Source organism: Rugamonas fusca, from assembly GCF_014042365.1.
GTDB classification, from domain to species: Bacteria; Pseudomonadota; Gammaproteobacteria; order Burkholderiales; family Burkholderiaceae_D; genus Rugamonas; species Rugamonas fusca.
The window spans coordinates 1-1465 of sequence record NZ_JACEZS010000055.1 but is presented as its reverse complement, the minus strand read 5'-3'; the positions used below and the strand labels follow the sequence as shown (position 1 = coordinate 1465).

Sequence of the window (1465 nt, the reverse complement as noted above, 5' to 3'; positions counted from 1 at the left end):
CTCCCGGGGTTCTTTTCGCCTTTCCCTCACGGTACTGGTTCACTATCGGTCGATTACGAGTATTTAGCCTTGGAGGATGGTCCCCCCATCTTCAGACAGGATTTCTCGTGTCCCGCCCTACTTGTCGTACGCTTAGTACCACCGCTCTGATTTCGTGTACGGGGCTATCACCCGCTATGGCTCCTGTTTCCAAAGGATTCCACTATCAGTTCGACTATCACGTACAGGCTCTTCCCATTTCGCTCGCCACTACTTTGGGAATCTCGGTTGATTTATTTTCCTGCAGCTACTTAGATGTTTCAGTTCGCCGCGTTCGCTTTGCATGCCTATGTATTCAGCATGCAATGACCTGAAAGGCCGGGTTTCCCCATTCGGAAATCTGCGGATCAAAGTGTGTTTGCTCACTCCCCGCAGCTTATCGCAAGCTACTACGTCCTTCATCGCCTGTAATCGCCAAGGCATCCACCATGTGCACTTATTCACTTGTCCCTATAACTTTAGCCCCTTGCGACTAAACAAAGGAGCGGTTATAGAAATAAGAAGTACTACGTTGTTGCGTTTGTTGATACATACAATCATTACCCATCGTTCTACCTTTTACAGTAAAACGATCAATAAATAATCTTTACTTTTACTTCTTCCAGATTGTTAAAGAACATACAGCACTTGATCTCTAAAAGATCAAACCTAAACACGCATGCTTACGTTTGAGCTTTTTGGTGGAGGATGACGGGATCGAACCGACGACCCCCTGCTTGCAAAGCAGGTGCTCTCCCAGCTGAGCTAATCCCCCCTGGTAGGGCTGGTTGGACTCGAACCAACGACCCCCGCGTTATCAACACGGTGCTCTAACCAGCTGAGCTACAGCCCCAAATGCTGTTCTTCTAATTTACAGTCGATAAGTGTGAACGCTTGAGGATGATCCGAAGACCAGTGCGACTCTAGAAAGGAGGTGATCCAGCCGCACCTTCCGATACGGCTACCTTGTTACGACTTCACCCCAGTCACGAATCCTACCGTGGTAAGCGCCCTCCTTGCGGTTAAGCTACCTACTTCTGGTAAAACCCGCTCCCATGGTGTGACGGGCGGTGTGTACAAGACCCGGGAACGTATTCACCGCGACATGCTGATCCGCGATTACTAGCGATTCCAACTTCATGCAGTCGAGTTGCAGACTACAATCCGGACTACGATACACTTTCTGGGATTAGCTCCCCCTCGCGGGTTGGCGGCCCTCTGTATGTACCATTGTATGACGTGTGAAGCCCTACCCATAAGGGCCATGAGGACTTGACGTCATCCCCACCTTCCTCCGGTTTGTCACCGGCAGTCTCATTAGAGTGCCCTTTCGTAGCAACTAATGACAAGGGTTGCGCTCGTTGCGGGACTTAACCCAACATCTCACGACACGAGCTGACGACAGCCATGCAGCACCTGTGTGCAGGTTCTCTTTCGAGCACTCCCC

Annotated in this window: 2 tRNA genes and 2 rRNA genes; all 4 read right to left on the bottom strand. The window is 50.4% G+C overall.

Annotation, left to right across the window (positions count from 1 at the left end):
• Positions 1 to 489: ribosomal RNA gene (locus H3H36_RS26260) — 23S ribosomal RNA — on the bottom strand; the annotation flags it as partial.
• A gap of 228 nt (positions 490 to 717) precedes the next feature.
• Positions 718 to 793 (bottom strand) — tRNA-Ala (locus H3H36_RS26255).
• A gap of 1 nt (position 794) precedes the next feature.
• Positions 795 to 871, bottom strand: a tRNA-Ile gene (locus H3H36_RS26250).
• 74 nt (positions 872 to 945) lie between these two features.
• Positions 946 to 1465: ribosomal RNA gene (locus tag H3H36_RS26245) — 16S ribosomal RNA — on the bottom strand; the annotation flags it as partial.